The sequence below is a fragment of the Pseudomonas kribbensis genome (assembly GCF_003352185.1).
Lineage (GTDB): Bacteria > Pseudomonadota > Gammaproteobacteria > Pseudomonadales > Pseudomonadaceae > Aquipseudomonas > Aquipseudomonas kribbensis.
The window spans coordinates 2,021,591-2,044,660 of record NZ_CP029608.1; the positions used below are offsets into that span (position 1 = coordinate 2,021,591).

Annotated in this window: 27 protein-coding genes and 1 tRNA gene; 21 read left to right on the forward strand and 7 right to left on the reverse strand. The window is 59.8% G+C overall.

What is annotated here, in order from left to right; all coding sequences use genetic code 11:
* The first annotated feature begins 65 nt into the window (after nucleotides 1-65).
* Nucleotides 66-611, forward strand: coding sequence for a 1,2-dihydroxy-3-keto-5-methylthiopentene dioxygenase (locus DLD99_RS09460; RefSeq protein ID WP_085710649.1), 546 nt, complete (start codon nucleotides 66-68; stop codon nucleotides 609-611).
* A 4-nt stretch (nucleotides 612-615) separates the two neighbouring features.
* Complete coding sequence (mtnC, locus tag DLD99_RS09465) at nucleotides 616-1,299, forward strand: acireductone synthase (protein ID WP_114882005.1); 684 nt, start codon at nucleotides 616-618, stop codon at nucleotides 1,297-1,299.
* Between the two features lie 72 nt (nucleotides 1,300-1,371).
* On the opposite strand, the gene DLD99_RS09470 is transcribed toward mtnC, so the two are convergent.
* Nucleotides 1,372-1,650, reverse strand: a complete 279-nt coding sequence (locus tag DLD99_RS09470) for a DUF3509 domain-containing protein (protein ID WP_085710651.1) — start codon at nucleotides 1,648-1,650, stop codon at nucleotides 1,372-1,374.
* A gap of 388 nt (nucleotides 1,651-2,038) precedes the next feature.
* Here DLD99_RS09470 and DLD99_RS09475 point away from each other — a divergent pair, with 388 nt between their 5' ends.
* The 10 genes from DLD99_RS09475 to DLD99_RS09520 all read left to right on the forward strand — a co-directional run bounded on the left by DLD99_RS09475 (nucleotide 2,039) and on the right by DLD99_RS09520 (nucleotide 10,984).
* Nucleotides 2,039-3,877 carry a long-chain-acyl-CoA synthetase gene (locus tag DLD99_RS09475; protein WP_114882006.1) on the forward strand — a complete coding sequence of 613 codons (1,839 nt, stop codon included), beginning with the start codon at nucleotides 2,039-2,041 and terminating at the stop codon, nucleotides 3,875-3,877.
* Between the two features lie 97 nt (nucleotides 3,878-3,974).
* Nucleotides 3,975-4,493 carry an ankyrin repeat domain-containing protein gene (locus DLD99_RS09480; protein WP_085710653.1) on the forward strand — a complete coding sequence of 173 codons (519 nt, stop codon included), beginning with the start codon at nucleotides 3,975-3,977 and terminating at the stop codon, nucleotides 4,491-4,493.
* A 91-nt stretch (nucleotides 4,494-4,584) separates the two neighbouring features.
* Entirely contained in the window at nucleotides 4,585-5,115 is a 531-nt protein-coding gene (locus DLD99_RS09485) for a hypothetical protein (RefSeq protein WP_085710654.1), read from the forward strand.
* 71 nt (nucleotides 5,116-5,186) lie between these two features.
* Nucleotides 5,187-5,378, forward strand: coding sequence for a PLDc N-terminal domain-containing protein (locus tag DLD99_RS09490; protein WP_003223221.1), 192 nt, complete (start codon nucleotides 5,187-5,189; stop codon nucleotides 5,376-5,378).
* Between the two features lie 135 nt (nucleotides 5,379-5,513).
* Nucleotides 5,514-6,389, forward strand: a complete 876-nt coding sequence (speE, locus tag DLD99_RS09495) for a polyamine aminopropyltransferase (protein WP_085608797.1) — start codon at nucleotides 5,514-5,516, stop codon at nucleotides 6,387-6,389.
* Between the two features lie 154 nt (nucleotides 6,390-6,543).
* The gene (locus DLD99_RS09500; protein ID WP_085710655.1) at nucleotides 6,544-6,777 is read left to right on the forward strand and encodes a hypothetical protein; all 234 of its coding nucleotides are present in this window, start codon (nucleotides 6,544-6,546) and stop codon (nucleotides 6,775-6,777) included.
* A gap of 210 nt (nucleotides 6,778-6,987) precedes the next feature.
* Complete coding sequence (locus DLD99_RS09505) at nucleotides 6,988-7,335, forward strand: ribonuclease E inhibitor RraB (protein WP_007960698.1); 348 nt, start codon at nucleotides 6,988-6,990, stop codon at nucleotides 7,333-7,335.
* 476 nt (nucleotides 7,336-7,811) lie between these two features.
* Nucleotides 7,812-9,221 carry a circularly permuted type 2 ATP-grasp protein gene (locus tag DLD99_RS09510; RefSeq protein ID WP_025113343.1) on the forward strand — a complete coding sequence of 470 codons (1,410 nt, stop codon included), beginning with the start codon at nucleotides 7,812-7,814 and terminating at the stop codon, nucleotides 9,219-9,221.
* A 12-nt stretch (nucleotides 9,222-9,233) separates the two neighbouring features.
* Nucleotides 9,234-10,184, forward strand: a complete 951-nt coding sequence (locus DLD99_RS09515) for an alpha-E domain-containing protein (protein ID WP_065258049.1) — start codon at nucleotides 9,234-9,236, stop codon at nucleotides 10,182-10,184.
* Nucleotides 10,181-10,984, forward strand: a complete 804-nt coding sequence (locus tag DLD99_RS09520) for a transglutaminase family protein (RefSeq protein ID WP_114882007.1) — start codon at nucleotides 10,181-10,183, stop codon at nucleotides 10,982-10,984. Before DLD99_RS09515 ends, DLD99_RS09520 begins: the two co-directional genes overlap by 4 nt.
* 110 nt (nucleotides 10,985-11,094) lie before the next feature.
* On the opposite strand, the gene DLD99_RS09525 is transcribed toward DLD99_RS09520, so the two are convergent.
* Nucleotides 11,095-11,916 carry a c-type cytochrome gene (locus DLD99_RS09525; RefSeq protein ID WP_114882008.1) on the reverse strand — a complete coding sequence of 274 codons (822 nt, stop codon included), beginning with the start codon at nucleotides 11,914-11,916 and terminating at the stop codon, nucleotides 11,095-11,097.
* A gap of 583 nt (nucleotides 11,917-12,499) precedes the next feature.
* Here DLD99_RS09525 and DLD99_RS09530 point away from each other — a divergent pair.
* The 3 genes from DLD99_RS09530 to DLD99_RS09540 all read left to right on the forward strand — a co-directional run bounded on the left by DLD99_RS09530 (nucleotide 12,500) and on the right by DLD99_RS09540 (nucleotide 16,685).
* The gene (locus DLD99_RS09530; RefSeq protein ID WP_114882009.1) at nucleotides 12,500-13,705 is read left to right on the forward strand and encodes an acetyl-CoA C-acetyltransferase; all 1,206 of its coding nucleotides are present in this window, start codon (nucleotides 12,500-12,502) and stop codon (nucleotides 13,703-13,705) included.
* A gap of 17 nt (nucleotides 13,706-13,722) precedes the next feature.
* Nucleotides 13,723-15,867 carry a 3-hydroxyacyl-CoA dehydrogenase NAD-binding domain-containing protein gene (locus DLD99_RS09535; RefSeq protein WP_114882010.1) on the forward strand — a complete coding sequence of 715 codons (2,145 nt, stop codon included), beginning with the start codon at nucleotides 13,723-13,725 and terminating at the stop codon, nucleotides 15,865-15,867.
* Between the two features lie 95 nt (nucleotides 15,868-15,962).
* Nucleotides 15,963-16,685 carry an amidotransferase gene (locus DLD99_RS09540; protein WP_085710661.1) on the forward strand — a complete coding sequence of 241 codons (723 nt, stop codon included), beginning with the start codon at nucleotides 15,963-15,965 and terminating at the stop codon, nucleotides 16,683-16,685.
* A 39-nt stretch (nucleotides 16,686-16,724) separates the two neighbouring features.
* Here DLD99_RS09540 and DLD99_RS09545 read toward each other — a convergent pair whose 3' ends face one another.
* The 3 genes from DLD99_RS09545 to DLD99_RS09555 form a co-directional block, all read right to left on the reverse strand.
* The gene (locus tag DLD99_RS09545) at nucleotides 16,725-17,696 is read right to left on the reverse strand and encodes a magnesium and cobalt transport protein CorA (protein WP_114882011.1); all 972 of its coding nucleotides are present in this window, start codon (nucleotides 17,694-17,696) and stop codon (nucleotides 16,725-16,727) included.
* Between the two features lie 134 nt (nucleotides 17,697-17,830).
* Nucleotides 17,831-18,553 (reverse strand): 1-acylglycerol-3-phosphate O-acyltransferase, encoded by a 723-nt coding sequence (locus DLD99_RS09550; RefSeq protein WP_085710663.1) that lies wholly within the window; start codon nucleotides 18,551-18,553, stop codon nucleotides 17,831-17,833.
* Nucleotides 18,554-18,767: 214 nt separating this feature from the next.
* A complete protein-coding gene (locus tag DLD99_RS09555; protein ID WP_085732367.1) occupies nucleotides 18,768-19,457 on the reverse strand; it encodes a crotonase/enoyl-CoA hydratase family protein in 690 nt (229 codons plus the stop codon).
* 307 nt (nucleotides 19,458-19,764) lie between these two features.
* Between DLD99_RS09555 and DLD99_RS09560 the strand changes: the two genes are divergently transcribed.
* Both DLD99_RS09560 and DLD99_RS09565 read left to right on the forward strand, forming a co-directional pair.
* Nucleotides 19,765-19,854: transfer RNA gene (locus DLD99_RS09560), tRNA-Ser, on the forward strand.
* A 153-nt stretch (nucleotides 19,855-20,007) separates the two neighbouring features.
* Entirely contained in the window at nucleotides 20,008-20,328 is a 321-nt protein-coding gene (locus tag DLD99_RS09565) for a YbjQ family protein (protein WP_114882012.1), read from the forward strand.
* A 54-nt stretch (nucleotides 20,329-20,382) separates the two neighbouring features.
* On the opposite strand, the gene DLD99_RS09570 is transcribed toward DLD99_RS09565, so the two are convergent.
* Entirely contained in the window at nucleotides 20,383-20,658 is a 276-nt protein-coding gene (locus DLD99_RS09570) for a hypothetical protein (protein ID WP_114882013.1), read from the reverse strand.
* A gap of 243 nt (nucleotides 20,659-20,901) precedes the next feature.
* Here DLD99_RS09570 and DLD99_RS09575 point away from each other — a divergent pair, with 243 nt between their 5' ends.
* The 4 genes from DLD99_RS09575 to DLD99_RS29205 all read left to right on the forward strand — a co-directional run bounded on the left by DLD99_RS09575 (nucleotide 20,902) and on the right by DLD99_RS29205 (nucleotide 22,609).
* Entirely contained in the window at nucleotides 20,902-21,090 is a 189-nt protein-coding gene (locus DLD99_RS09575; RefSeq protein ID WP_085701198.1) for a hypothetical protein, read from the forward strand.
* A gap of 310 nt (nucleotides 21,091-21,400) precedes the next feature.
* Entirely contained in the window at nucleotides 21,401-21,769 is a 369-nt protein-coding gene (locus DLD99_RS09580; RefSeq protein ID WP_085710666.1) for a bacteriocin, read from the forward strand.
* Between the two features lie 135 nt (nucleotides 21,770-21,904).
* Complete coding sequence (locus DLD99_RS09585) at nucleotides 21,905-22,321, forward strand: hypothetical protein (RefSeq protein WP_085710667.1); 417 nt, start codon at nucleotides 21,905-21,907, stop codon at nucleotides 22,319-22,321.
* Between the two features lie 120 nt (nucleotides 22,322-22,441).
* Nucleotides 22,442-22,609 (forward strand): hypothetical protein, encoded by a 168-nt coding sequence (locus DLD99_RS29205; RefSeq protein ID WP_167443766.1) that lies wholly within the window; start codon nucleotides 22,442-22,444, stop codon nucleotides 22,607-22,609.
* A 66-nt stretch (nucleotides 22,610-22,675) separates the two neighbouring features.
* Here the strand turns inward: DLD99_RS29205 and DLD99_RS09590 are convergent, their stop codons facing one another.
* The gene (locus tag DLD99_RS09590; RefSeq protein ID WP_114882014.1) at nucleotides 22,676-23,068 is read right to left on the reverse strand and encodes a hypothetical protein; all 393 of its coding nucleotides are present in this window, start codon (nucleotides 23,066-23,068) and stop codon (nucleotides 22,676-22,678) included.
* Between the last annotated feature and the right edge of the window lie 2 nt (nucleotides 23,069-23,070).

Here is a 23,070-nt window from a genome sequence, read left to right on the forward strand (position 1 = left end):
ATGAATGCAGTGCCCGACCGGTCTCGAAGAACCGGACGGCAAGGCCGATACCGAGGAATTGCCCCATGAGCAGCCTGTCCGTCTATCACGTTTCCAGCCCTGAAATTCCGAACAAGGTGCTGACCCATTTCGAAGACATCGCCTCGACCCTGGCCGAGCAGGGCGTGCGTTTCGACCGCTGGCAAGCCGCCGCGAAGATCCAGCCCGGTGCCAGCCAGGAAGAAGTGATCGGCGCCTACAAAGAGCAGATCGACAAGCTGATGACCGAGCGCGGTTACATCACCGTCGATGTGGTCAGCCTCAACAGCGATCACCCGCAGAAAGCCGAGCTGCGCGCCAAGTTCCTTGAAGAACATCGCCATGGCGAAGATGAAGTGCGCTTCTTCGTTGCCGGCCGTGGTCTGTTTACCCTGCACATCGACGATTACGTCTACGCCGTGTTGTGCGAGAAGAACGACCTGATTTCGGTACCGGCGGGCACCAAACACTGGTTCGACATGGGCGAGAACCCGCACTTTGTCGCGATCCGCTTGTTCAACAACCCTGAAGGCTGGGTTGCCAACTTCACCGGCGAAGACATCGCCGGCCGCTTCCCGCGCCTGGAGGACTGAGGCGATGTCGATCAAGGTCATCCTCACCGATATCGAAGGCACCACCAGCGCTGTGAGTTTTGTGTTCGACGTGCTGTTTCCGTATGCGGCGAAACATCTGCCGGACTTCGTTCGCCAGAACGCCACGCGCGCCGATGTCGCCGAGCAACTGGACGCCGTACGCCGCGACAGCCACGAACCGCAGGCCGACGTTGAACGGGTCGTGGACATTCTGCTGGCCTGGATCGCCGAAGACCGCAAAGCCACGCCGCTGAAAGCGTTGCAGGGCATGGTCTGGGAGCAGGGTTATCAGGCCGGGCAGTTGAAGGGGCATGTTTACCCGGACGCCGTCGAAGCGCTCCAGCGCTGGCATCAGGCCGGGTATCAACTGTTTGTTTACTCGTCCGGCTCGATCCAGGCGCAGAAGCTGATCTTCGGCTGCTCGGAAGCCGGGGATCTGACGCCGCTGTTCAGTGGTTACTTCGACACCACGTCGGGCCCCAAGCGCGAAGCGCAGTCCTACAGCAATATTCAGCAGGCCATCGGCGTTGAGCCGCAGGAAATCCTGTTCCTGTCCGACATCGTGCAGGAACTCGATGCCGCTCAGGCCGCCGGCCTGCAAACCTGTGGCCTGGCCCGTGAGGGCGGGGAGCTGGAAGGGCATGTGACCGTCGACAGCTTTACCGGGATCGAACCGGAAGCGTTCTGACTCCAGAAAATCGATGTGCAAAAAAACAGGCCGTGAAGCGAAAGCTCCACGGCCTGTTTGTTTATGCGGTGTTTACATCGAGTGATAGGTCGGCAGAGCAAAACGCTGCTGACTTTGCAGCATGCCGATCTGCGGCAGCTCGCTGGCCTGTTCCGCCAGATCACGGCGAATCGCGCTGATTGCCCACGACAGCTGGTCGCCGGCATGCAATTGCTGATAGGTGAGCGCACGTTTGAACACTTTGCCGTCGGCACTCTTCAGCGTCAGCAGGATCCCGCCATCGGGACGCGGTTGGGTGGTGACTGCGAAGTTGGAGAACAGGGAGGTAAATTTTTCTTGGATCAGGCTCATGTCTTTCAGCTCCGTATGCACTTGAATGGCAAGCATGCGGAGGAGGTTGCAGCGATTGTGCCAGTATTTTGTTTTTATAAATTCGTTATAAATCAATAAGTTATAAATTCTGTAAATTCAACTCGTCGTGCATTCTGCATGAATGGCCATCGTGCATCCTGCATTTTGCGGGATCGCTGTCGATCCGATTGAACCATTCCCTGCGGCCGCAATCGCGTTTCGCCTTGTAGCGTTGGCGGATACAAAACATTGCAAAAACCGCGTGTACAGCCCGAGAAGCCCTGACGTATTTTCGGCCTCGACCCTCGCTCGAGAAGCGCCGGTTGTCTCACCCGATTGCCCGACAATAAAAATCCGGCCTGCACGTCAAGGTCGAACGGGAGCTGCCATGAGTCACGCGCCTAGCGACACGATTACCTGGGGCATGATGCTCCGCAAACTGCCGATGATCGCCAAAGCCATCCCTCGGGTGGTGAAAGGCATGAAGGTGGCCAACGTCAAGGATCCGACCCAAACCTGTGGCCTGGGCTGGACATTCGAGCAAGCGACCCTGCGCAATCCGGATGGCCCCGCGCTGCTGTCGGGCGAGGTGGTGCTGAGTTATTCGCAGGTCAACCAGTGGGCCAACCGCATCGCCCACTATCTGATCGGGCAGGGCATCGGCAAGGGCGATGTGGTGGCGGTGTTCATCGAGAACCGTCCGGAACTGCTGGTGACGATTCTGGCGCTGGCCAAGGTCGGCGCCGTCAGCGCGCTGCTGAACACGTCGCAGACCCGCGACACGCTGATTCACAGCATCAATTTGGTGGCGCCGGTGGCGATTGTCGTCGGTGAGGAATTGCTGCCAGCCTTCACCGCAGTGCGCGAGCAAGTGACGATTGCGCCGGCCCGCACCTGGTTCGTGGCAGATCAGGACACCTTCAGCCACCCGGGCATCGCCCCGGAGGGCTACACCAATCTGATCAGTGCCAGCGCCGACGCATCTGTCGACAACCCGGCCAGCAGCCGACAGATTTTCTTTGATGACCCGTGCTTCTACATCTACACCTCCGGCACCACCGGTTTGCCCAAGGCCGGGGTGTTCAAGCACGGACGCTGGATGCGCAGCTCGGCGAGCTTCGGCATGATCGCCCTCGACATGCGCCCGGACGACATCGTCTATTGCACCTTGCCGCTGTATCACGCCACCGGGCTTTGCGTGTGCTGGGGCTCTGCGGTCAATGGCGCGTCGGGTTTCGCGATTCGCCGCAAGTTCAGCGCCCGGCAGTTCTGGAGCGACGTGCGCCGCTACCGCGCCACCACCATCGGCTACGTCGGCGAGTTGTGTCGCTATCTGGTGGATCAACCGGTCAGCAGCGATGACAGCCGCCACGACGTGCGCAAGATGATCGGCAACGGTTTGCGGCCCGGTGCCTGGGCCGAGTTCAAGACCCGGTTTGCGGTGGATCACATCTGCGAACTGTACGCGGCCAGCGATGGCAACATCGGCTTCACCAACATCCTCAATTTCGACAACACCATCGGCTTCTCGCTGATGGCCTGGGAACTGGTCGCCTACGATCAGGACAGCGGCGAGCCGATTCGCGGTGACGACGGCTTCATGCGCAAGGTCGGCCGGGGCGAGCGGGGTCTGTTGCTGGCGCGAATCGACGACAAGGCGCCGCTGGACGGTTACACCGATCCGCAGAAAACCGCGAAAGTCGTGCTGCAGGACGTGTTCACCCAGGGCGACCGCTTCTTCAATACCGGTGATCTGCTGCGCAACATCGGTTTCGGCCATGCGCAGTTTGTCGATCGCCTCGGCGATACCTATCGCTGGAAAGGCGAGAACGTCTCGACCACCGAGGTCGAGAACCTGCTGCTCCAGCATCCGCACATTTCCGAAGCCGTGGCTTATGGCGTGGAAATCCCCGACACCAACGGTCGCGCCGGCATGGCGGCGATCACCCCGGCCGAGTCTCTGGCGACCCTGGACTTCACCGAGCTGCTGGCCTTCGCCCGTCAGCGCATGCCGGCCTATGCGGTGCCGCTGTTCCTGCGGGTCAAGGTGAAGATGGAAACCACCGGCACCTTCAAATACCAGAAGACGCGCCTGAAAAACGAAGGCTTCGACCCCGGCCTGGCGGGTGATGACCCGATCTACGCCTGGTTGCCGGGAACCGAAACCTACGTGCAGGTTACGGATGAAATCCTTGCGGACATCCAGGCAGGCAAGTTCCGTTATTGATATTGGCTATCGGCTGCCTTGGAAAAAAGGGGGTGACAGCTATCGTCGCGCTCGGGAAACTAGCGGCTTTCCGATTGACCGAAAGTGGAGTTGCCCCATGTCCGACCAAAGCCGCCAGATGACCCCCGAAGAAGCTGCCGAATTCACCGAGCAGGTATTCAACAAGGCGCGCGAAGGTGATGCGGTGATGCTGGACCGCCTGATCACCGCCGGTCTGCCGGTGAACCTGACCAACAGCAAGGGCGACACCCTGCTGATGCTCGCCAGTTACTACGGGCATGTGGACGCGGTGCAGGTTCTGCTCAAGCACAAGGCCGACCCGGAACAACGCAATGGCAACGGCCAGAGCCCGATTGCCGGCGCGGCGTTCAAGGGTGATCTGGCGGTGGTCAAGGCGTTGGTGGCCGGTGGCGCGCAGATTGAAGGCGCCTCTTTCGATGGCCGTACGGCGTTGATGATGGCAGCGATGTTCAACCGCGTTGAAATCGTCGAGTTCCTGATCGACCAGGGCGCTGACCCGAAAGCCAAGGACGCCAACGGCGTCACCGCGCTGGACGCGGCCCGCACCATGGGCGCTGTGGACACCACCGCGCAGCTGGAAAAACTGCTGGGCTGACCCCGTCGGTCCGCAGGCGGCTCTGTGGCGAGGGCGAGAATGCGCTATCCTTCGCGCCCTCGAAATTCCCCAAGCCACAGGACCTGCCCCCATGAAAGCCGCACTCGCCGAACTCATCAGCAAAATCAGCTCCGGCTGCATGGGCGAAGACGAGATTCAGAAGGTCGCCGATGAAGCCGCACAGGCCTACGCCGATGCCGACGCTTTTCTGACCGCCAATCCGGACATCAACTACGACGACACCTTCCCGATTCCGCTGGGTGAGTGGGTCGTGGTCGGCAGTCTGCCGGAGACCGTGCTGTTCCAGGCCGACACCTACGTCGATCTGTTCGCGCAGATCGTGGCGTCGTTCGGCCCGGGCGTGGAGTTCAACCTCAAGCCCAAGCAACTGGCCAAGACTGAAGCGCTGACTGCGCTCAACCGCATCCAGGTGCAGATGAGCAGCCTGAACAAGGAAAACGGTGGTTACACGCTGATGAACTTCAGCCAGTTGCTCGACGACGAGCTGCAAGTGGTGCTGGTCTACGGTAACGACGTGCCGCGCGTGCTGGAGCTGTGCGCCGAAGTCGGCATCGCCGCCGCGCCGTCGCTGGAAGCCTTGAAGGTCGCCGTTCACGTCTGAACGCAATAAAAGGGAACCCTACGCGCGACCGTCTATCCTAAAAGTGCATGCCACTATTCTGGAGCGACACCATGGGTTCCACGTTCAACGGCCTGATCGGCCTGATCATTCTTGCCCTCGACATCTGGGCGATCATCAACGTGCTGAAAAGCGGCGCCGAGACCGGGATGAAAATCCTCTGGGTGCTGTTGATCATCCTCCTGCCGGTGCTGGGCCTGATCATCTGGGCGATCGCCGGGCCGCGGGGCAATGTGCGGATCTGAGCGCTCGCACCATGGATTGCGCGGGGCCGATGAACTGAGGTTCGACCTGTCATCTTCGGCAACGTAGAATGCGCGCCTTTCCCGGGCAATCGAACCTGACGATTGGCGCCCGCGCATTCATCGGAGCACTTCACCATGACCGTCACCAAGACCAGCGAATACCTGGAAACCCTCTACGAAGGCTACGGCCAGCGTTTTCGCATGGAAAAACTGCTGCACGAAGTGCGCACCGAGCACCAGCACCTGGTGATCTTCCAGAACCCGCGCATGGGCCGGGTGATGGCGCTGGACGGCGTGATCCAGACCACCGAAGCCGATGAATTCATCTACCACGAAATGCTCACCCACGTGCCGATCCTCGCCCACGGCACCGCCAAGCGCGTACTGATCATCGGCGGCGGCGACGGTGGCATGCTGCGCGAAGTGACCAAACACGCCAGCGTCGAGCACATCACCATGGTCGAGATCGACGGCACCGTGGTCGACATGTGCAAGGAATTCCTGCCGAACCACTCCAAGGGCGCCTACGACGATCCACGCCTGAACCTGGTGATCGACGACGGCATGCGTTTCGTCGCCACCACCACTGAAAAATTCGACGTGATCATTTCCGACTCCACCGACCCGATCGGGCCGGGCGAAGTGTTGTTCTCGGAAAACTTCTACCAGGCCTGCCATCGCTGCCTGAACGAGGGCGGCATCCTCGTGACCCAGAACGGCACGCCGTTCATGCAGATCGACGAAGTGAAGACCACCGCCGGTCGCCTGCGCAGCCTGTTCCCGGACTGGCACTTCTACCAGGCGGCCGTGCCGACCTATATCGGCGGCTCGATGACCTTCGCCTGGGGCTCGACCAACCCGGCCTACCGCAAACTGAGCCGTGAAGTCCTGCAACAGCGCTTCATCGGCAGCGGCATCGTCACCCGTTACTACAACCCGGAAATCCACATCGGCGCCTTCGCCTTGCCACAATACGTGCTGCAAGCGGTGAACAAGCCAAGCAACGACTGATCATTCAGCCGTCATCGCTGCGGGAGCGGAGCGATTCGCTCCCGTAGATGAAAGGTTTTTCATGTTTCATCGGTGTAAAGCTTTTGAACGATCAATCCTGACAAAAGTCGAGATAGATGTAAGCCCATTTGCGGGTTTGTTCGAGGAGGCTCCAATGCAAAAGTGGAAAGTCACTTTCGTGGATGATCACGGTGAAATTGTCGATGAAGTCTTCGAGCGTGCGGAATGCCCCAGCGATGATGAGGCCGCACGACTGATCAAGGAACGACTCCTTCCTGTCGCCGCCGCACTGGATCTGAACGATCTGGAAGGGCGCACCTCCGATGCAGGCGCCAAAAGCCTGAAAACCCAGAACAGCATCGAAATCCGCAGCATCACACCCATCTGAAAATCTTCTTGTCAGTAACGCACCAGGCCTTGGCAGCGGCTCTATCTTGGGGCTACTCTGCAAGCGAGATCAGCGAACGGATCGCTAAGGTCTGGTCTTGTCAGCTACATGCTTGTTTCCCGTCGGCAACACGGTTGCCGTAACGCCTGAGCCGTTCGGCCAGGTGCAGGGAATACGGAAAGTCTATCCATCTATGCGAGGGGGACGTTCATGAGCACAGCCTATCAAGAAGACATCAGCAGCAACGTGCTGCGCCGCATGAAAGAAGGCGGTTTCGATTTTTCCCGATTCCATCCCATCGAGTTCTACGCCATTTTCCCGGACGAGGAGCGGGCGCGCAGGGCGGCAGGCAAGTTTCGCGGTGAATCCATCAATGCCCAGGTCAGTGCGCGCGACGACGGCGCGTGGTCCCTGGAATTGAGCAAGGTGATGTACGCAACCTACGACGACATCGGCGATTTCGAACAGGGCTTTTCGGCGGTGGTCGAGCCCTTGGGCGGCATCATCGAAGGCTGGGGCGTGAAGCAGGAGGTGCGCAACCGCCATCGTTTGAACTGATCACCCTCGCAACACGTCGAGCAACGGCTGACCTTCGGGTCGGCCGTTGTCGTTTCTGCCCCCTGAACATTGCACGGCAAAACCCTGAAACAAGAATCCGGCGCAAAAAAAAGCCACCGGGAGAGGTGGCTGAAAGGGAAGACCGGAAGGAGAGGAAACCGGTCAGGGTTACGGCCGGGAGGGCTGCCGAGGCAAGCCATGTCAGTTGGGCTGCGTGCTTCGTCAGGGACGTTTTGCAGCGGATGTGCGGATTATCCGCAGGCGGCGCCGGGCAGTGAAATCAACTCTGACTATGCTGGTGATAGGCGACAGGACTGCGTCGCAATGAAGCGGGGGCGATCAGGTTGGGGCATTTGCCGCACAGGAATGGTGCGGTGCGTGTGGCGTGAATATCCAACCGATTGAAATCAAAGCGTTTATGCCGATGGCACGGGCCTTGCGAAGGCCTGTAGGTCCGGGGTGACAAGGAGTACGGCATGATCCGCACCTATTTTGATGAAATGTACGATGCCGGCGGCCAGGTCCGCCCGCATTACCGGGAGTTTGCCCGCTGGCTGGCGGACACGCCTGACGAACTGCTGGCCCAGCGGCGACGCGAGGCCGATCTGCTGTTCCATCGTGCCGGGATCACTTTCACGCTCTACGGGGACGAGCAAGGGACAGAACGCCTGATTCCCTTCGACACCATTCCGCGCAGCATTCCCGCCAGCGAATGGCGGATCGTCGAGCGCGGCTGCATCCAGCGGGTCAAGGCGTTGAACATGTTCCTCGCCGACCTTTACCACGAGCAGCGCATCATCAAGGCCGGGATCATTCCCGCCGAGCAGGTGCTGGCCAACGAGCAATACCAGTTGGCGATGCAGGGCCTGGATCTGCACCGCGATATCTATTCGCACATCTCCGGCGTCGATCTGGTGCGCGACGGCGACGGCACCTATTACGTGCTCGAGGACAATCTGCGCACGCCCAGCGGCGTGAGCTACATGCTCGAAGACCGCAAGATGATGATGCGCCTGTTCCCCGAACTTTTCGCAGCCCAGCGCATCGCGCCCATCGACCATTATCCGAACCTGTTGCTCGACACCCTGAAAAGCTCAAGCCCGATCGACGACCCGAGTGTGGTGGTGCTGACTCCGGGGCGGTTCAACAGCGCGTTTTTCGAGCATGCGTTCCTGGCGCGGGAAATGGGCGTGGAGCTGGTCGAGGGCGCCGATCTGTTCGTGCGCGACGACAAGGTCTTCATGCGCACCACCGACGGCCCGAAAGCGGTGGACGTGATCTACCGCCGACTCGACGACGCGTTTCTTGATCCATTGGCGTTCCGCCCGGATTCGATGCTCGGCGTGCCGGGACTGTTGTCGTCCTATCGCTCCGGAAACGTGGTGCTGGCCAATGCCATCGGTACCGGTGTGGCGGACGACAAATCGGTGTATCCGTTCGTCACCGAGATGATCCGTTTCTACCTCGATGAAGAGCCGATCCTGAAGAACGTGCCGACCTGGCAATGCCGCAATCCGTCTGAACTTTCCCATGTACTGGCCAATCTTCCGGATCTGGTGGTCAAGGAAACCCAGGGCTCCGGCGGTTACGGCATGCTCGTGGGGCCGGCAGCGACGACCGCGGAAATCGATGCGTTCCGCGAGCGGATCAAGGCCAAGCCCCACGCGTACATCGCGCAACCGACGCTGTCGCTGTCGACCTGTCCGACCTTTGTCGAAAACGGCATTGCGCCGCGCCATATCGACCTGCGCCCGTTCGTATTGTCCGGCCGCGAAACCCGGGTCGTGCCCGGCGGTTTGACCCGTGTCGCCCTGCGTGAAGGCTCTCTGGTGGTGAATTCATCCCAGGGCGGCGGAACCAAGGACACCTGGGTGGTCGAGGATTGAAGGAAGCCTGCCATGTTAAGTAGAACTGCCTCGGATCTGTACTGGATGTCGCGTTACCTGGAGCGGGCGGAAAACCTCGCCCGCATGCTCGATGTCAGCTATTCGCTGTCGCTGATGCCGCAGGACGGCCGTGGCGACGGTCTGCACGAACTGGCGATGCCGCTGATGATCACCGGCACCCTGGACGATTACCTGGAACGCCACGGCGAGCTGCATGCCGAGCGATTGCTGCATTTCTTCGCCCTCGATGCGGCCAACCCGGCGAGCATCTACAGCTGCCTCGGTGCGGCGCGGGCCAGTGCCCATGCGGTGCGCGGGCGGATCACCGCCGACATGTGGGAGAACATCAACGCCACCTGGCTGGAGATCCGCGGGATCGCCAATCAGGGCCTCAGCCGTTATGGCATGAGCCGCTTCTGCGAGTGGATCAAGGAACGTTCGCACCTGTTCCGGGGCGCGTCCTACGGCACCATCATGCGCAACGACGCGTTCCGCTTCATTCGCCTGGGCACGTTCATCGAACGGGCCGACAACACCTTGCGCCTGCTCGACGCCCGCTACGAAATGGCCGGTGATCAGGCGGAAGCGGTCAGCGACGGCACTGCCCACGCCTATTACCAGTGGAGCGCCTTGTTGCGGGCCTTGTCCTCGTTCGAGGCCTACACCGAAATCTACCGCGACGCGCCCGGCGCCCGGCATGTCGCCGAGCTGCTGCTGTTGCGCGCCGACGTGCCGCGTTCGCTGCGGGCCTGCACCGAAGAGATCGACCAGATCCTGGCGCAACTGCCGGGGGCCAACGGTCGCCCGGCGCAACGGCTGGCGGCAGAAATGGACGCACGCCTGCGCTACACCGGCATCCACGAAATCCTCGAGGAAGGGCTGCACGCCTGGCTCACCGAGTTCATCCCGCTGGTGCGCCAGCTGGGCAACGCCATTCACAGTTCCTACCTGGAGGCCGCATGAGACTTTCCATCAGCCACGAGACCACCTATCACTACGAAGATCAGGTGCGCGCGAGCATCCAGTACCTGCGCCTGACACCCCACGACAGCGAGCGTCAGCACGTGTTGAGCTGGCAGCTCGACCTGCCGCGCCCGGTACGTGCCCAGCTCGATCCGTTCGGCAACATCCTGCATGTGCTGACCATGGACGAGCCCCACGAAGCGATCATCATCGGCGCTCGGGGGCAGGTCGATATCGACGAATTGCGCGAAGCGGAGCACGAGAGCCAGTCGGCGCTTCCGTTCCTGCGTTTCACCAGGCTGACCGAGGCTGACGAGGCGCTGCGGGCGTTTGCCGAGAAATCCTGCAAGCAACGACGGGACCGCAACGCATTGATTGACCTGATGCATGGGCTGAACCAGCACATGACCTACACGCCGGGATCTACCGAAGTCGACACCAGCGCCGCCGAGGCGTTTGCCGGGCGGGCGGGTGTTTGCCAGGATCACGCTCACGCGTTTCTGGCCTGCGCGCGCAGTCTCGGGGTGCCGTCGCGGTATGTGTCGGGTTATCTGTACAGCGAGGATTGCGAACACCTGGCCAGTCACGCCTGGGCCGAGGCCTGGATCGAAGACGCCTGGTACAGCTTCGACGTGACCAACGAGCTGGCGCGGCCGGAGCGGCACCTGAAACTGGCGGTGGGGCTTGATTACCTCGACGCCTGCCCGGTGCGGGGCATGCGCCGGGGCGGCGGGTCAGAGCAGATGCATGCGAAAGTGCTGGTGTCGCCGACGCCGGTGATCTCCGTCCAGCAACAATAAACGCACTACTCCTGTGGGAGCGAGCCTGCTCGCGATGACAATCTTTCAGCCAGCACATGCATGACTGACACACCGCATAGCGAGCAGGCTCGCTCCCACAAGGAATGGCATCAGGGCTTAACCTTGCGCCCGGCCATGTGCTGCAAATACCCGATCACCTTCTGCAGATCCGCGTCCGGTAATACTTCGGCGGAAAACCCCGGCATTTTCGCCTGCGGCCACTGACGCAAGCTCTGCGGATCGCGGATGTAGCGCTTGAGGAAGTCCGCGCCGAAGTACTCGGTCGGGTTGTACGGAATATTCAGGTCCGGCCCGAACTGCGCATCCCCCGCACCATTCAGGCGATGGCAAGCCAGGCAGTTCTTCTGGAACAGCGCAAAGCCCTGATTCACCGGGTCATCGACCTTCAACGCAGGATCCGGCAGCAGGGCAGGGAAGCGCTCGGCAACCGGTGCCATGCGCTTGATGCTGGCGACTTCGAATGGCCATTGTTCCGGGCTGATATTGCCGGCCTGCGGATCGGTCCACACCAGATAGAACGGCCCGGCACTGTGTTTGCCTTCCGACAGCGGCGGCCATGGCTGGGCCGGGTCTTCAATGGCCAGCCAGGCGCGTGAGCCTTTGTTGTTCAGTAGCGGCGCGGCGGACAGCTCTGCGGCAAAACCGTCCAGCGCTACGGCTTGCAGGTGATCTTCAGGTTTGATGCCGGTCAGCAGCGCGGCAATCGGCACGGCGCGATAAGTCATGTCCTGCTTGTAGGACACGTCGTTCTTGATCGTGAGGGTTTGCACCTGAGGATGCTTGAGCAGTTCCTCGGTCTGCCAGGTGCGGCTGTTCGCGCCCAGCTCCAGGTTCAGCTGTGCGGCAGACAGGGGCAGGCTCAGCAGCATGGCCCCGAACAGAATGAGCGTTTTCAAGTGATCGCCGTCCATGTCGTGGAAGTGCGCAAAGGTTGGCACAGCCACGCTGGCCCGGGAAGCGGGCCAGTCACATTGTTAGTGGCGATGAGCAATACCTGCCGCTTGAGTCAGCCGATGACCTTAGTCAGGTTCGGCAGAATCAACAACAGCGTCGTGGCGAAAAGAATGAGCCCTGCTTGACGAACTTTCGGTTGTTTGAACATGGCTTGACCGCCTTTTTTGTTATTTCCTGATGCCTGCCTGCATATCCATGACGGCAAGCGCTGCACTTCCTGTTGAAGAACGCCTGCCTCGGCAAAACCCGACGACAACGACGTACATGTTCACCTTAGGGCCCGCGTCACGCTTGGCTTAGATCCATTTCATATGTATTTGCTACCAGTCGCGATTAAAAAGGCATGAGGCCCATTGCCAGCTTCTTTGCCGCCCTTTTGCTAGACAGCTCGGTGACCTGAACCGGTTAACCTGTTCGGGAATGACCGTCCGTCTGAGCGTGCACGTCAACGTCATTGAGCGCTGTGGTCATTGAATCCGTGACCGTCCCGGCCAAGAGTGGAGGCACGAATTTCACTCACCGCACAGGTTCGAGAACGCCATGACCCAAGCTTTGATTTTCGACGCATTACGCACGCCCCGTGGCAGAGGCAAGGCCGACGGTTCGCTGCACAGCGTCAAACCGGTGAACCTGGTGGCCGGGTTGCTGACCGCGCTGCAGGCGCGCACGGCGCTGGACACCAGCCAGGTCGATGACGTGGTGCTCGGTTGTGTCACGCCGATTGGCGATCAAGGCTCGGACATCGCCAAGACCGCCGTGCAGGTGGCCGATTGGGACGTCAGCGTCGCTGGCGTGCAGATCAACCGCTTCTGCGCCTCGGGGCTGGAAGCGGTGAACCTGGGGGCGATGAAAGTGCGCTCCGGGTTCGAAGAGCTGGTGGTGGTCGGTGGTGTCGAATCCATGTCCCGCGTGCCGATGGGCAGCGACGGCGGCGCCTGGGCGCTGGACCCGCAGACCAATCTGCACAGCCATTTCACCCCTCAAGGCGTCGGCGCCGACCTGATTGCCACCCTTGAAGGCTTCAGCCGTCAGGACGTCGATGCCTACGCGTTGCACTCGCAACAGAAAGCTGCCCGGGCCCGGGCCGACGGTTCGTTCAACAAATCGTTGGTACCGGTGCAGGATCAGAACGGCATCATCCTGCTCGATCACGATGAGTTCATTCGTGCCGAGTCGACCCTTGAAGGCCTGGGCAAACTCAAGCCGAGCTTCGAGATGATCGGCCAGATGGGCTTCGACGCCACGGCGCTGCGGGTCTACAGCCATGTCGAGCGCATCAACCATGTGCACACACCGGGCAACAGTTCGGGAATCGTTGATGGCGCGGCGCTGATGCTAATCGGCTCCGAAGCCAAGGGGCGCGAGTTGGGCCTGCAACCCCGGGCGCGAATTGTTGCCACGGCAGTCACCAGTACCGACCCGACCATCATGCTCACCGGCCCGGCGCCGGCCACTCGCAAGGCATTGGCCAAGGCCGGGCTGCGGGTCGAGGACATTGACCTGTTCGAGGTCAACGAGGCGTTCGCCTCGGTGGTGCTGAAATTCATCAAGGACATGGCCGTGGACCCGGACAAGGTCAACGTCAATGGCGGTTCGATTGCGATGGGCCATCCGCTGGGCGCCACCGGTTGCGCGATTCTCGGCACCTTGCTCGATGAACTGGAAGCCCGGCGCCTGCGTTATGGCCTGGCGACGCTGTGCGTCGGCGGCGGCATGGGCATCGCCACCATCATCGAACGCCTCTGACCCCAAGGAAACCTGTCATGACCCAAGCCATTCGTTACGAAAAAGGCCAGGACGGCATCGTCCTCCTGACCATCGACATGCCGGGCCAGAGCGCCAACACCATGAACGCGGTGTACCGCGAGGCCATGGCCGAAAGCGTTGCTCGACTGCTCGCGGAAAAAGATGACATCGCCGGGGTGATCATCACGTCGGCCAAGAAAACCTTCTTCGCCGGCGGCGACCTGAATGAACTGATCAAGGTCGGCAAACCCGAAGCCAAGGCCTTCTACGACATGGTGCTGACCCTCAAGGGCCAGCTGCGCACCCTGGAAACCCTTGGCAAACCGGTGGTCGCGGCGATCAACGGCGCGGCGCTCGGCGGCGGCTGGGAAATCTGCCTGGCCTGCCACCACCGCGTGGCGCTGGACGATGCGTCGGTGCAACTTGGCCTGCCGGAAGTGACCCTCGGCCTGCTGCCGGGCGGCGGTGGCGTGGTGCGCATGGTGCGCATGCTCGGCATCGAAAAAGCCCTGCCGTATCTGCTCGAAGGCAAGAAAGTCCGTCCGCAGCAGGCGTTGCAGGCCGGTTTGATCGATGAGCTGGCGGCGGATCGCGAAGAGCTGCTGGCCAAGGCCAAGGCCTGGATTCTGGCCAATCCTGCGGCGGTGCAGCGCTGGGATGTGAAGGGCTATCAGATTCCCGGCGGCACGCCGTCGAACCCGAAAGTCGCGCAGATGCTGGCGATAGCGCCGTCGATCCTGCGCACCAAAACCCAGGGCACGTTACCGGCGCCGGAGAAGATTCTGTGTGCGGCGGTGGAAGGCGCGCAGGTGGATTTTGATACCGCGCACCTGATCGAAACCCGTTATTTCACTGAATTGACTACCGGCCAGATCTCGAAAAACCTGATCGGCACGTTCTGGTTCCAGCTCAATGAAATCAATGCCGGCGGTTCGCGGCCGCAGGGCTTTGCGCCTTATGTGACGAAGCGCGTGGGTGTCCTCGGCGCCGGGATGATGGGGGCGGGAATCGCCTACGTCAGCGCGGTGGCCGGAATCGACGTGGTGCTCAAGGACATCAACCTCGCGGCTGCCGAAAAGGGCAAGGCGCATTCGGCGGCACTGCTGGACAAGAAAGTCGCCCGAGGGCAGATGACCGCCCAGCAGCGTGAAGCGGTGCTGGCGCGTATCCGGACCACTGAAAGCGATGCCGATCTGGCAGGTTGCGATCTGATCATCGAGGCAGTTTTCGAGGATCGTGAGCTCAAGGCCAAGGTCTCGGCAGCGGCGCAACAGGTGGTGGGCGCTGACGCAGTGATTGCTTCTAACACGTCGACCTTGCCGATCACTGGCTTGGCGACCGCAGTACCGGATCAAGGCAAGTTCATCGGCCTGCACTTCTTCAGTCCGGTGGAAAAGATGCCGCTGGTGGAAATCATCAAAGGCGCGCAAACCAGCGAAGAAACCCTCGCACGGGGGTTCGATTTCGTACTGCAAATCAAGAAAACCCCGATTGTGGTCAACGACAGTCGCGGCTTTTTCACCTCGCGGGTGTTCGGCACTTTCACCAACGAAGGCATCGCGATGCTAGGTGAAGGCGTCAGCGCACCGATGATCGAAACCGAAGCACGCAAGGCCGGCATGCCCATCGGGCCGCTGGCGATCTCTGACGAAGTTTCCCTCAGCCTGATGAGCCATATCCGTCAACAAACGGCCAAAGACCTTCAAGCAGAAGGGAAGCCGCTGATTGAGCACCCGGCGTTCGCCGTGATTGACTTGCTGCTCAACGAATACAAGCGGCCGGGCAAGGCGGCGGGAGGCGGTTTTTACGAGTACCCGGCAGGCGGCCAGAAACACCTGTGGCCCGAGTTGAAAACCCGTTTCGAGAAAGCCGACGGGCAGATCTCGCCGAAGGATGTGCGTGACCGGTTACTGTTCGTGCAAGCCATCGAAACCGTGCGCTGTGTGGAGGAGGGCGTGCTGACCTCGACGGCGGACGCCAACGTCGGCTCGATCTTCGGCATCGGTTTCGCGGCGTGGACGGGCGGCGCGTTGCAGTTCATCAATCAATATGGCGTGAAAGACTTTGTCGCGCGGGCGCAGTACCTGGCTGAACAGTACGGCGAGCGTTTCGCACCGCCAGCGCTGCTGCTGCAAAAGGCGGCCAGCGGCGAGCTGTTCTAGCGGGTTGGGGAAGCATTCCGGGGCTTGCCTTGCCGGGTGGTTTCAGGGCAGGCTCTGGGGTGTGCATTATTCCCATCACGTGTCAGGAATTTTTTATGTCGCTACGCATCTGCATTCTGGAAACCGACATCCTGCGTCCGGAACTGGTCGATGAATATCAGGGATACGGGCAGATGTTCCAGCGCCTGTTCTCGCAACAGCCGATTGCCGCCGAGTTCACGGTGTACAACGTGATGCAGGGCGACTATCCGAGTGATGACCTGACTTTCGATGCGTACCTGATCACGGGCAGCAAGGCCGACTCGTTCGGCACCGACCCGTGGATCCAGACCCTCAAGCAATACCTGCTGACCCGCTACGAGCGCGGCGACAAACTGCTCGGCGTGTGCTTCGGCCATCAACTGCTGGCGCTGCTGCTGGGCGGCAAGAGCGAGCGCGCGACCCAGGGCTGGGGCGTCGGTACCCACAACTACAAACTGGCGGCAAAGGCTCCGTGGATGAGCCCGGTGCGTGAGGAGCTGACCCTGTTGATCAGTCACCAGGATCAGGTCACGGCATTGCCGGAGAACGCCACGGTGATTGCTTCCAGCGATTTCTGTCCGTTCGCTGCGTATCACATCAACGATCAGGTGCTGTGCTTCCAGGGGCATCCGGAATTCATTCACGATTATTCGCGGGCGCTGCTGGATCTGCGTCAGGAAGCGCTGGGCGAACAGATCTACAGCAAGGGCGTGGCCAGTCTTGAGAGCGATCACCACGGCACCACGGTGGCGGAATGGATGATGCGTTTCGTGGCGCACAAGCCAGACGCCGCTTGAACCCGAAAGCCCCCGTGTCCTGCACGGGGGCTTTTTTCCTTACAGCCAGCCTGATTTCTTGAAGCTCGCCCACAGGCTGACGCAACCCACGGTGATAAAGCCCAGCACCGCAAAATAGCCGTAATGCCAGCTCAGCTCCGGCATGTTCTGGAAGTTCATCCCGTAGATCCCGGCGACCGCCGTCGGGAACGCCAGAATCGCCGCCCAAGCCGCAAACTTGCGCTGCACCACGCTTTGCCGTGACGCCTCCAGCAGTACACCGATCTCGATGGTCTGGCTCGCAATGTCGGCCAGGGTGGTCAGATCTTCCATCTGCCGCGTGACATGGATCTGCACATCGCGGAAGTAAGGACGCATGTTCTTGTCGATGAAGGGGAAGCTCAGCTTCTGCAACTCTTCGCCGATTTCCACCATCGGCGCCGCGTACCGACGCAAGCGCAGCACGTCGCGGCGCAGGCCATGAAGCTTCTGGATGTCGTGCTCATTCAGTGCGCTGCACAACACATTACGCTCCAGTTCATCGATCTCGGCGTGGATCGCTTCACCCACCGGCTGATAGTTTTCGATGACGAAATCCAGCAGCGCATACAGTACGAAATCTTCCCCGTGTTCCAGCAACAGCGGCCGCGCCTCACAGCGCTGGCGGACATGGGCGTAGGACGCCGAATGGCCATTGCGGGCGGTGATGATGTAGCCCTTGCCGGCGAAGATATGGGTTTCGATGAATTGCAGGATGCCGTGTTCGCGCACGGGGGAGTAGGTGACGATGAACAGGGCGTCGCCGAAGGTTTCCAGCTTCGGACGGCTGTGTTTTTCCAGAGCGTCCTCGATGGCCAGTTCGTGCAGGTTGAACTGGCGTTGCAGGTTGGCCAGCTCCTGGGCGTTCGGCTCTTCGAGGCCGATCCAGACGAAGTGCCCGGTCTTGGCGGCCCAGGCGGCGCCTTCATCGAGGGAAATATTGGTGACTTTCTTACCGGCGCTGTAAACCGCAGCAGCAACAACTCGACCCATGGTGGTGGTTCACTTCTTCTTGGCAGATGGCAGGGGAGGCATGGCTTGAGCTTAGCCGTGTCGCTGCTTGAGAGTCAGTGAAATCTGCACAGTTCACCGGGCAAAAGAAAACCCGCACAGGGCGGGTTTCTTTTTCACGCAGCTTGAAGCTGCCGATCCATCGCATCGATGCACTCGCGCATCTGTTCGCGGCACTGGCTGATGAGCATGGGCATGTCGTCCATGGTCAGGCCGGCGGTAGGAATCGCCGGCAGCGAGCGTATGAGAATTTTCCCGCTACGCCAGCGGTTCAGACGCATGTGCTTGATGTAGCTGCTGACACACACCGGGACGATCGGCACGCCGGCGGCGATGGCCATCTGGAACGCACCTTTCTTGAACGGCAGCAGTTCTTCGCCCAGGTTGCGCGTGCCTTCCGGGAACACCCAGATCGAGGTGTCCTTGTGCTGCAAGGTGTCGGTGGTCGTCAGCATCGACTGGCGCGCCTTGTGTGCGTTCCCACGATCGATCAACACGTTGCCGGCCAGCCAGAACAACTGGCCAAACAGCGGAACCCATTTCAGGCTTTTTTTGCCGATGCACACGGTACGGCGCGGTACTACGTTGCCGAATACGAACAGGTCATAGTTGGACTGGTGGTTGGCGATGATCACGCAGCTGTCGGGCTTGTTCATCAGCTGACCGACGTCAGCCTTCACTCGCAGGCGCAGAATGCACATGGCCGGTAGCGCATAGAGACGGGCGCACAGACGACTGTTGTCCGGATTGAATGGCCGGCACAGCCCGAGAATCACCCCCAGCACACCCGCCAGCATAAAGTGCAGGCCCATCAATAACATACGAAACACGAACAGCATTTTCAGGCCCACCGGGACAAAAGGTGGCGCAGTGTACGGATGTGCACTGTTTTCGGCAATTGCCGCTATAGAGTCAGGAGATGGGCGATGTTTAAGCGCATGTTTCCGACTTGTCGGTCAGAGGCGTCCTAGAGCTGCCGAAGAGTTTTAAACCGCGCATGTAAGAAAAAGCCCGACACGACGGTCGGGCTTTTCTTTAGATGAGCGAAGGGGGTCAGCCCAGGTGTTCCTGATCCTGAATGATCGCGTTGTCCAGGGTTTCCAGCAGCGCCTTGCGCACTTTGAGCTTGGTGTTCTTGTGCGCGGTCATGTTGATCTTCTTCAACTGACGCGCGGCGGCGAGGGCGGCACCTTGCAGTTCCTCGGCAGAAACCACCTTGTCGAGGAAACCGGCATCCACAGCGCTTTGCGGATCGAACATTTCGCCGTTGATCACCGAACGGTGGAAGGCCGAGCGACGCAGACGATCACGAGCCAGCTCGATGCCGGCGTGGTGCATGGTCATGCCGATCTGCACTTCGTTCAGACCGATGCTGAACGGTCCATCCACACCGATCCGGTAATCGGCGGACAACAGAATGAACGCGCCTTTGGCCACGGCATGACCCGGGCAGGCAACAATCACCGGGAACGGGTGCGACAGCAGGCGACGGGCGAGGGTCGAACCGGCGGTTACCAGGGACACGGCTTCTTTAGGGCCGGCTGTCATTACCTTCAAATCGTAGCCGCCCGACAGAATGCCTGGCTGGCCGGTAATGATCACGATTGCACGATCCGCCACCGCCTGATCCAGCGCCGCGTTGAAGGCCGCGATCACGTCCGGGGAAATGGCGTTGACCTTGCCGTTGCTCAGGGTCAGGGTCGCGATACCGTCTTCGAGGTGGTAGGCAATCAGGTCGCTCATGGCGCAATTCCTTATAAGAAAGATGGGCAGACGTTACCCACCGTCGCCGGTCAGGTAAAGCACTGTGACTGACCCGTCGGTCACCCTTGAGCGGCTGATCCGCTGCAACGTGCCCCACGACAAACGCCTGCGTGCCTATATAGAAGGGCCGCGCCCACCCGAGATTGGCCGGATCGCCATGGTCCATCGACAGCGGAAACGACTTTTTCTCTTAACCGCATGAAAATTCTGAAAAAAAGTTTGCCATCAGAAAAGCTTTCGACTACATTAGCGCGCCTCGACAGACAGAACATGTTTGAAGAGATACGGTGAAGTGTCCGAGTGGCTTAAGGAGCACGCCTGGAAAGTGTGTATACAGGAAACTGTATCGAGAGTTCGAATCTCTCCTTCACCGCCAAATTCGATGTAAACAAAACCCCTGGTTTCGAGAGAAACCAGGGGTTTTGTGCATTCAGGCGTCCGGATTTTTTTGCTCACAGAGTTGGGTTCGGCTTCACTTAGCCGGGGCAGTACAATCGCGGCTTTATTTGTATGTAAAAGGACGACTTCCATGATCATTTCCACCACCCACTCCATCGAAGGCCGGCAGATCACGGCGTATCTGGACGTTGTCAGTGCCGAGTCGGTGCAGGGCGTGAATGTGATTCGCGATATGTTCGCCGGGATGCGGGACTTTTTCGGTGGACGTTCGCAGACGCTGGAGCGGGCGTTGAAGGAGGCGCGTGTTCAGGCGACCGACGAGATCAAGGAGCGGGCGCGGGCGTTGCAGGCGGATGCGGTGGTCGGAGTAGATTTCGAGATCAGCATGCCGGCGGGGAAGGGCGGCATGGTTGTTGTGTTCGCGACCGGCACGGCGGTCAAGTTGCGTTGATCTTTGGTTTAGCGTGTGTGAGCCCATTCAACGGAATGGGCTCGTTGCTGACAATCAGCCCTGTGGTTTGAGTACGACAGTGCCTTTCGAGTCGTAGGTCAGGGGCGTATCGATGGCAACCATCGGCGTACCGCCAGGCTGAACCGGGTCTGGATGGTAGATGACGCCAGGTTTGCCAGGCTGCACCGGACTAGGTCCGTCCAGTGGCTTGATGATGATTTCACCCGAGGCAACCTTCTCCTTGAATTTTTCCGCCGCGGCTTTAGCGGCGGCGATCTGCTCGTCCGTGAGCTTTACAACAGGCATTGGCGGGAATCCTTTGATTTCCATGTTCTCTCCTTGAGATTCATTGCGTAGGAAAAAGGGCAACGGCCTGTAGGTGCGAATCTTTAGCTCCGTAGGACCAGCGGTCTGAACATTGTGTTTAATTTCTGTAGGCCATTCGTCGGGCTTCGGGCGATCTGAATCACAAGTCCAGGAATGACCGGCTAGTCTCAAAAGCCTTGGAGGTCGATATTTTTTCAGGCAAAAGGGTCTTGCCGGTATCGGCCCGCTTTTGAAAGGGGTGAAGAGATGACTGATCCGTACATCGAAGACGACGGGGCTGAATTTCCATTCAACAATTGCGTGCGCTGTGGCCAGACCGAGTATCAGGCGGGCTTTGGCGAAGATCCGGTGCAGACCGGCAAGATCAAGTCGACAGCACCCAAGGGGCCGAAAGCGAAATTTCTGCCCAAGGTGACGACACGTTCCAGGAAGTAATCCGGATGCCACAGAACCCCGCCAATGAGCGGGGTTTTTGATTGCTGATTTTCTAGAGAAGCGTCCTACGGAAATTGCGGAATCGTCCGGTTTCTTTCACAAACTTTTCACACCGGTCTACGTAGGGTGAAGCCATCCGTTAGAAAGCAAGTCTCCAGCCCGTCTCCCCAGCGGGCTTTTTTTTGCCTGCGATAAAACCTTTTCCAAAATCGCTGTCCAATCGGCGCCAAGTGCGCTGTGGCACTGGACATTGCTGCGGCAACAGCATTCAATCTGCGCCCTTTTTCTTCCTTCTTTTGAGGTTTTCGTCATGCGTTTAACTCTGCCTGCTCTGGTTCTGGGGCTTCTGGTCGCTCAAGGTGCAATGGCCGGTGATGGCACCGCCGCACTGGGTGGTGGCCTGGGTGGCGCGCTGGGTAATGTGGTCGGCCAGAAAATGGGCGGCAGCAGCGGCGCGGCCATCGGCGCTGGCCTGGCCGGTGCGGCTGGCGGTGCGTTGGCAGCGAAGAAAGGTGCCCGTACCAAAGCGGCCATTGGCGGCGGTGTTGGCGCGGCAGGCGGTTCGATCATCGGCAACAGCCTGGGTGGCAAGAACGGCGCGACCATCGGCGCCGGCCTGGGCGGCGCAGCGGGCGGCGCGGTGGGCAGCAACCTGTCCAAAGGTCACAAGCGTCACTGATTGCGAATGCATGTCTGAAAAGGCCCGGCTATATGCCGGGCCTTTTCGTTGCTGAACGTTTTTCCGGAATCCGCCTCCAATTCCGTATAGCCCATTCCGGGCGTACCGTCCCGATCCGGGACCTGCGAGGTCTGTATGCGATCGACTTTAACTGCGTTGGTTTTAGGGTTGCTTGTGGCGCAAGGCGCCATGGCTGCCGGCGATGGTTCCGCGGCGGTCGGTGGTGGTCTGGGTGGTGTGCTGGGTAATGTGGTCGGCGGGCAACTCGGCGGCAGTACCGGCGCAGCAGTCGGTGCCGGTGTGGGCGGTGCAGCCGGCAGTGCCGTCGGAGCGAACAAGCGAAATCGTACGGAGGCCGCGATTGGTGGCGGTCTTGGCGCGGCGGGTGGTTCAGTGCTAGGCAACAGCGTCGGTGGATCTACCGGCTCGGCGGTCGGTGCCGGACTCGGCGGCGCGGCAGGTGGGGCAGTGGGCAACAGCCTGGGAGGCGATGGCGGAAAATCGCATTCCGGTGGCGGCCACAAGCACAAACACAAATATCGTCACCGCTGAGCAAGCGGAATGACTGAAACCCGGCCTTGTGCCGGGTTTTTTGTGTTCCCGCGTAATGCGCCAGAACGTTTAGCGACCATACTTTTCGAACGTCTACACGCTGAGCTTCCGAGGTGCACCATGACTCCCGAAACCGAAGGCAAGGAAGAAAAAGGCCCGAGCGGGTTGCCGTTTATCAATGATCCGGGGAATGAAGATCCGGGGTCGTTGATGGATGATGCGACGGTTCCGCTTTGGGAGGGTGAGGGGGAGGAGCTTGAGTATGAGGATTTTGATGATGATGAGTGAGAGTGGGTCTGCAAGTTATATGGGGGGCGGGAGCCCCTTGATTAAAAAGGTAAGAAAATACTCGAATTATGAAGTAAGTGATTTTATCCAAGATGAGTAGAATTCTTTTTGCTCCTTTATATCGTTTGTTAGATCTTCTTCTTCGTAGTCAAAAATTCTGACAATGTCTTCTTCTTCGGTTGGAAGGCCAAGCCTGACTTGATATGCGACTAGCCCGCATGACATCTGCGAAGTCATACGGGAGGGGTGAACATTTTTCCGTGCTCCTTTGCAAAGAAAAATTATTTCTGGAAAATGTGACCTAATTATGCCGAAGCATTCATATAGGTCCTCTGCAGTGCAGGTTTTTATTAATCCATCCTTCATGGTGAGTGTTAGCGATCTTTTTTTTCTATCAAATTCGACTTGTGCTGTTTCTTTTCTTTGATTTTTCAGGATTTGAATTTCTATTGTTTTCATTG

What these genes read in the sequence shown, in the direction of transcription:
- DLD99_RS29205 (WP_167443766.1), top strand. Translation starts at nt 22,442, where the DNA reads ATGACTCCCGAAACCGAAGGCAAGGAAGAAAAAGGCCCGAGCGGGTTG.
- DLD99_RS09490 (WP_003223221.1), top strand. Translation starts at nt 5,187, where the DNA reads ATGGGTTCCACGTTCAACGGCCTGATCGGCCTGATCATTCTTGCCCTC.
- DLD99_RS09520 (WP_114882007.1), top strand. Translation starts at nt 10,181, where the DNA reads ATGAGACTTTCCATCAGCCACGAGACCACCTATCACTACGAAGATCAG.
- DLD99_RS09585 (WP_085710667.1), top strand. Translation starts at nt 21,905, where the DNA reads ATGCGATCGACTTTAACTGCGTTGGTTTTAGGGTTGCTTGTGGCGCAA.
- DLD99_RS09515 (WP_065258049.1), top strand. Translation starts at nt 9,234, where the DNA reads ATGTTAAGTAGAACTGCCTCGGATCTGTACTGGATGTCGCGTTACCTG.
- DLD99_RS09580 (WP_085710666.1), top strand. Translation starts at nt 21,401, where the DNA reads ATGCGTTTAACTCTGCCTGCTCTGGTTCTGGGGCTTCTGGTCGCTCAA.
- DLD99_RS09540 (WP_085710661.1), top strand. Translation starts at nt 15,963, where the DNA reads ATGTCGCTACGCATCTGCATTCTGGAAACCGACATCCTGCGTCCGGAA.
- speE (WP_085608797.1), top strand. Translation starts at nt 5,514, where the DNA reads ATGACCGTCACCAAGACCAGCGAATACCTGGAAACCCTCTACGAAGGC.
- DLD99_RS09555 (WP_085732367.1), bottom strand. Translation starts at nt 19,457, where the DNA reads ATGAGCGACCTGATTGCCTACCACCTCGAAGACGGTATCGCGACCCTG.
- DLD99_RS09530 (WP_114882009.1), top strand. Translation starts at nt 12,500, where the DNA reads ATGACCCAAGCTTTGATTTTCGACGCATTACGCACGCCCCGTGGCAGA.
- DLD99_RS09575 (WP_085701198.1), top strand. Translation starts at nt 20,902, where the DNA reads ATGACTGATCCGTACATCGAAGACGACGGGGCTGAATTTCCATTCAAC.
- DLD99_RS09570 (WP_114882013.1), bottom strand. Translation starts at nt 20,658, where the DNA reads ATGGAAATCAAAGGATTCCCGCCAATGCCTGTTGTAAAGCTCACGGAC.
- DLD99_RS09485 (WP_085710654.1), top strand. Translation starts at nt 4,585, where the DNA reads ATGAAAGCCGCACTCGCCGAACTCATCAGCAAAATCAGCTCCGGCTGC.
- DLD99_RS09545 (WP_114882011.1), bottom strand. Translation starts at nt 17,696, where the DNA reads ATGGGTCGAGTTGTTGCTGCTGCGGTTTACAGCGCCGGTAAGAAAGTC.
- DLD99_RS09590 (WP_114882014.1), bottom strand. Translation starts at nt 23,068, where the DNA reads ATGAAAACAATAGAAATTCAAATCCTGAAAAATCAAAGAAAAGAAACA.
- DLD99_RS09535 (WP_114882010.1), top strand. Translation starts at nt 13,723, where the DNA reads ATGACCCAAGCCATTCGTTACGAAAAAGGCCAGGACGGCATCGTCCTC.
- mtnC (WP_114882005.1), top strand. Translation starts at nt 616, where the DNA reads ATGTCGATCAAGGTCATCCTCACCGATATCGAAGGCACCACCAGCGCT.
- DLD99_RS09505 (WP_007960698.1), top strand. Translation starts at nt 6,988, where the DNA reads ATGAGCACAGCCTATCAAGAAGACATCAGCAGCAACGTGCTGCGCCGC.
- DLD99_RS09500 (WP_085710655.1), top strand. Translation starts at nt 6,544, where the DNA reads ATGCAAAAGTGGAAAGTCACTTTCGTGGATGATCACGGTGAAATTGTC.
- DLD99_RS09550 (WP_085710663.1), bottom strand. Translation starts at nt 18,553, where the DNA reads ATGCTGTTCGTGTTTCGTATGTTATTGATGGGCCTGCACTTTATGCTG.
- DLD99_RS09565 (WP_114882012.1), top strand. Translation starts at nt 20,008, where the DNA reads ATGATCATTTCCACCACCCACTCCATCGAAGGCCGGCAGATCACGGCG.
- DLD99_RS09510 (WP_025113343.1), top strand. Translation starts at nt 7,812, where the DNA reads ATGATCCGCACCTATTTTGATGAAATGTACGATGCCGGCGGCCAGGTC.
- DLD99_RS09480 (WP_085710653.1), top strand. Translation starts at nt 3,975, where the DNA reads ATGTCCGACCAAAGCCGCCAGATGACCCCCGAAGAAGCTGCCGAATTC.
- DLD99_RS09475 (WP_114882006.1), top strand. Translation starts at nt 2,039, where the DNA reads ATGAGTCACGCGCCTAGCGACACGATTACCTGGGGCATGATGCTCCGC.
- DLD99_RS09470 (WP_085710651.1), bottom strand. Translation starts at nt 1,650, where the DNA reads ATGAGCCTGATCCAAGAAAAATTTACCTCCCTGTTCTCCAACTTCGCA.
- DLD99_RS09525 (WP_114882008.1), bottom strand. Translation starts at nt 11,916, where the DNA reads ATGGACGGCGATCACTTGAAAACGCTCATTCTGTTCGGGGCCATGCTG.
- DLD99_RS09460 (WP_085710649.1), top strand. Translation starts at nt 66, where the DNA reads ATGAGCAGCCTGTCCGTCTATCACGTTTCCAGCCCTGAAATTCCGAAC.